The following is a 4,505-nucleotide window of genomic DNA, read 5'->3' on the forward strand; positions in this document are numbered from 1 at the left end:
CTAATGTATAATGTGTAAAACAATATTAGAAAGGTTTTGTGGACATGAATGCCTATATAAAAGATCAAATTGAATTATTTCAGGAAAAGAATAAGAACCGGGGCTGCCTATTAGTTAGTTGCCCTGACCAGCCCGGAATTGTTGCAGCGATTTCGAAATTTTTGTATTCCTATAATGCAAATATTATCGAGTCTAGTCAATATTCAACTAATCCTGAGGGAGGTACTTTTTTCATTCGAATTGAATTTGAGTGCCCAGGTTTAAAGGAAAAGGCGAAAGACATGGAGCGCCAGTTTGCTGAAATTGGCAAGGAGTTCTCCATGGAATGGAACCTTACTCATGTTTATCATGTGAAAAAAGCGGCAATCTTTGTATCGAAAGAGCTTCATTGTTTGCTTGAACTCTTATGGGAATGGCAAAGCGGTGATCTAATGACCGATATTGCCCTTGTGATCAGTAATCATGAAACCGCTAGAGAGGTTGTCGAAGGGCTGAACATTCCGTTTTATTACGTTCCAGCCAATAAAGATATACGTGGACAAGCCGAAGCCACCCAACTGAAACTTCTAAAAGAGTATGAAATTGATTTCGTGGTATTGGCCCGCTATATGCAAATCTTGTCTCCGACGTTTGTCGAAGAAAATCCGAATAAAATTATTAATATTCACCATTCCTTTTTACCAGCCTTTGTTGGTGCAAGACCCTATGAACGAGCTTTTGGCCGCGGTGTAAAATTGATTGGTGCCACTTCTCATTATGTGACAAACGACCTCGATGAAGGACCTATTATCGAACAAGATATCAGCCGGGTAGATCACCATGATAATGTCGATAGCCTTAAGAAGATCGGTCGTAGAATTGAAAGAAGCGTTTTAGCTAGAGCAGTGAAATGGCATATCGAAGACCGCATAATCGTCCATCAAAATAAAACGATTGTTTTCTAGTAAATCCCTCTGAAAGGGATTTTTTTTTGCCTTTGAAAAATGAATTTTTCCATTTATTCAATAAAAATCTTGAACTATTCCAAAGGTAGGTGAATATACATTTAAGAAAGAGCAGGGAGGGGAGAGACCTGAGTTTTCAAGCCGAACATTTGTCGGAACCAAGAAGAAGAATCGTTCATGCGATTAAAACTAGTGGTGCTTCATCCATGAGCGAACTTGCCTCATTGTTAGAAACTTCCGGTGAGGCCGTCCGTCAGCATCTTCTCCATTTAGAAAGGGATGGCTGGATTGCCAGAATTTCCAAAAAGCAAAATGGCATTGGCCGGCCTCACATCCGATATCGATTAACCTCTGCTGGTGAACATCTCTTTGAAAAGAATTATGATCACTTAACGATTGAAGTTCTTGACACGATGGTCACACATCTCGGAATGAATGCCCTGAAAAACGTACTTGCCGCGATGGTTGAAGAAAGGGTTCGTGAATGGGAACCGAAATTGTTGGGGCTTAGTACCAATGAAAGAATAAAGGTGCTTAAGGATTTTTATACAAAAGATGACTCTTATATGGAATTAGTCAAAAAGGGTAAGGATGATTACTTAATTGAGCGGAATTGTCCCTTTCATAATGTTGCACTCGAACGTCCGATCTTGTGCAGTGTGACTGTTTCTGTACTTACCCGGTTGCTTGGATGCAAGGTGCAAAGAGAACAGCGTCTACAGAATGGTGATGGCTGCTGCGCCTTTCGCATTCAACAAAATGAGCAAGCGAATCATCCCACCCCTTGTTTAATCATCGAGGATGAACCCTCCAATACCATGTCAAAGGAATGATGTGTAATGACAAGTGATCAATATCTTTTCTTATCTGAGAAGTTCCCAAGCTTGTTTAAACCCCATGCACAGGAAAACCATCGGAATTTAATGGATGTAAATTTTTTTACCTCGGCGATTAGACAATTAATTCAACTGTGTGGGGATGATCCTGATCGAGATGGACTACAAGACACCCCCTTTAGGGTACTTAAAGCATTCCTCGAATACACCGAAGGTTATCATGAGGACCCCAAACTCTATCTCGAAAAGACGTTTGATATTCAACATAAGGGACTGATTTTAGTAAAGGATATTGAGTTCTTTTCAATGTGTGAACATCATTTCGCTCCGTTTTTTGGCATGGCCCATGTAGGTTATATCCCAAATGAGAAAATCACAGGCTTATCAAAAATTGGCCGAATGGTGGATGGCTATGCGAAAAGATTTCAAGTGCAAGAACGGCTTACATCGCAGATCGCCGCTGCGATGGAGGAGGTTTTAGAGCCAGAAGGAACAATCGTCGTCGTTGAAGCTAAGCATATGTGTATGTGCAGCAGGGGAACGAAAAAATCCACCACGTCTACCACAACCTCGAGCATGCATGGGCTATTTGGCACACAAGCGGAATTACGTTCAGAATTTTTTTCATTAATAAAAAACTGAGGAGATGTGATAAGAATGGAAAATCAAATTAAGATTAATGATAATGGGCCATTGCAGGTAAGTGGTGATTTTCAGATTTTCGATGCAGAGGGCAAGGAATATCCTAAGAAGGCAAAAGTGTATCTCTGCCGTTGCGGCCTTTCCAACAAAAAGCCTTTTTGTGATGGTTCACATAAAAAGGGAGGGTTTGAAAGCAGTCCACGGGCCACAGAATAAGGTGTCAGGCACCACTTGATTCAGCCAGGATGGGCGTCTCCATTCTGGCTTTTTTGTTTTATTGTGTTTCCTTTATCAAGACTGGTGATTGCGGTTTCAAGGAAGAGTTGATAAGATATTAACAGGTTTGTGACAGCATGAAGGAATTCAATCAACATATTAAACTCAGTATATGATGAGAGGTGGAAATTCAAATGACAACAAGCAATAATGAAAAAGTCACTGTAGAAACAACTGTTTATGCGCCAGTAGCAAAAGTGTGGGAATATTGGACAGAGCCTAAACACATTACCCAATGGAACAACGCTTCAGATGACTGGCATACGCCAGTCGCTGAAAATGATTTAAAGGTTGGCGGAAAATTCCTTACAAGAATGGAAGCAAAAGATGGCAGTTTTGGTTTTGATTTTGGTGGAATTTATGACGAAGTGAAAGTAAATGAGGTTATTTCTTATACCATGGGGGATGGAAGAAAAGTAGATGTTACTTTTAAAGGCCAAGGAGACGAAACCCAGGTAATTGAAACTTTTGATGCGGAAACGACCAATCCAATTGAAATGCAACAAGCCGGCTGGCAGGCGATTTTAGATAACTTTAAAAAATATGCTGAGCAATAAATAAATTGACAAGTTCTTTTTCAAATATCATCTTCAATTAAATAGAGAGAATTTAAATAAAAAAGTGACAGGCAACCCATTAAATGGTTGATGCCTGTCACTTTTTTTATAAATCATTAACGGGAATGAACTTTTACTCCTTGTACCCAAATTTCACGAATGTTTTCTGGGTTGACTAGATACATAATCTTTTGAAAGATATCATGTAAATCTTCGTTTGCATGATAAATAGGAAGTTTTGCGTATGGAACTGACGTATCAATGATTTGTACATCCCAAGCGTAGTTTTCCTCCAAGCGGCCGATCGGCAAATTTAAACTTTCTCCGCCACCAGCTGTTGCGAAATAGAACGCTTCATTTATTGTGATACGTGAATTAGCTACACCACGTTCCTCAGCAGAAAGAGTGCTGTTCACGCCATCTTCTAACATTCTAGAAACAATTACTGCTTGTCTAACATTATCAAAAAGGCTGGGTGAAAAACCTCCAGAAACGTCGGTTCCTAAACCAATTTCAACTCCTTTGGAAAGCAAATGTGCGATGGGTATGACGCTATTGGCAAAATAAGCATTAGAGATGGGACAATGGCATACAGCAGTACCTGTGGCAGCAAATAAATCGGCGTCTTCTTCATCTAAGAAATTACAATGCGCCATAACTGACTTTTCGCCTAATAAACCAAATTGATGTAATGCAAAAGCATCATTCTTACCGAAGCGATTCTTAACATAACCATGCTCCCAATCACTTTCACTACAGTGCGATTGCACATACGTTCCGTATTTTTCAGCTAATTCTCCCAAACCTTTTAAGGCATCATCCGTACAACTAGGAATAAAACGTGGGGTTACAACAGGATAAACACCCTGTTTCGTGTTCTTTGCTAATTTATTTACAGATAAAATAAATTCCTCTGTGTCAGCTAAGGCTGTTTGTGTATCTGCATCACGATAATAATCTGGATTTTGTTCAGGATTATCCATCACAACTTTTCCGACTAATCCGCGCTGCCCTTTTTCAGCGCAAATTTCTGCTAGTAATAAACTTGCTTCTTTATGTACAGTAGCGAAATAAAGTGCCGTAGTTGTTCCGTTTGCGAGTAAGGTGCTAACGACATCTTCGTAGACATCTTTCGCGAAAACTAAATCCGAAAATTTCGATTCAAGAGGGAAGGTATAGGTGTTTAACCAATCATAGAGTGGAATATCTAATGCTGTTCCAGACTGAGCCCATTGCGGAGCATGTACATG

6 protein-coding genes are annotated in these 4,505 nt (G+C 39.8%); 5 read left to right on the top strand and 1 reads right to left on the bottom strand.

All coding sequences use genetic code 11. The features are described 5' to 3' along the window. Positions 1-44 precede the first annotated feature (44 nt). The 5 genes from purU (at position 45) to V7659_RS30385 (ending at position 3,255) form a co-directional block, all read left to right on the top strand. Positions 45-944, top strand: coding sequence for a formyltetrahydrofolate deformylase (gene purU / locus V7659_RS30365; RefSeq protein WP_335543735.1), 900 nt, complete (start codon positions 45-47; stop codon positions 942-944). Positions 945-1,033: 89 nt separating this feature from the next. After that, a complete protein-coding gene (locus tag V7659_RS30370) occupies positions 1,034-1,777 on the top strand; it encodes a helix-turn-helix transcriptional regulator (protein ID WP_335543736.1) in 744 nt (247 codons plus the stop codon). 6 nt (positions 1,778-1,783) lie between these two features. Continuing rightward, positions 1,784-2,422 carry a GTP cyclohydrolase I FolE gene (folE, locus tag V7659_RS30375; protein WP_335543737.1) on the top strand — a complete coding sequence of 213 codons (639 nt, stop codon included), beginning with the start codon at positions 1,784-1,786 and terminating at the stop codon, positions 2,420-2,422. A gap of 15 nt (positions 2,423-2,437) precedes the next feature. Beyond that, positions 2,438-2,638, top strand: coding sequence for a CDGSH iron-sulfur domain-containing protein (locus V7659_RS30380; RefSeq protein ID WP_335543738.1), 201 nt, complete (start codon positions 2,438-2,440; stop codon positions 2,636-2,638). A gap of 194 nt (positions 2,639-2,832) precedes the next feature. Next, a complete protein-coding gene (locus V7659_RS30385) occupies positions 2,833-3,255 on the top strand; it encodes an SRPBCC family protein (RefSeq protein ID WP_335543739.1) in 423 nt (140 codons plus the stop codon). 116 nt (positions 3,256-3,371) lie between these two features. Here V7659_RS30385 and guaD read toward each other — a convergent pair. After that, a partial coding sequence (gene guaD / locus V7659_RS30390) for a guanine deaminase (RefSeq protein ID WP_335543740.1) occupies positions 3,372-4,505 on the bottom strand: 1,134 nt, incomplete at its 5' end.

It is taken from the genome of Neobacillus drentensis (assembly GCF_036966985.1).
In the GTDB taxonomy this organism is placed as follows: Bacteria; Bacillota; Bacilli; order Bacillales; family Cytobacillaceae; genus Neobacillus; species Neobacillus drentensis_E.

Coding starts and splice junctions, on each gene's coding strand:
- V7659_RS30380 (WP_335543738.1), top strand. CDS start 2,438: ATGGAAAATCAAATTAAGATTAATGATAATGGGCCATTGCAGGTAAGT.
- folE (WP_335543737.1), top strand. CDS start 1,784: ATGACAAGTGATCAATATCTTTTCTTATCTGAGAAGTTCCCAAGCTTG.
- purU (WP_335543735.1), top strand. CDS start 45: ATGAATGCCTATATAAAAGATCAAATTGAATTATTTCAGGAAAAGAAT.
- V7659_RS30385 (WP_335543739.1), top strand. CDS start 2,833: ATGACAACAAGCAATAATGAAAAAGTCACTGTAGAAACAACTGTTTAT.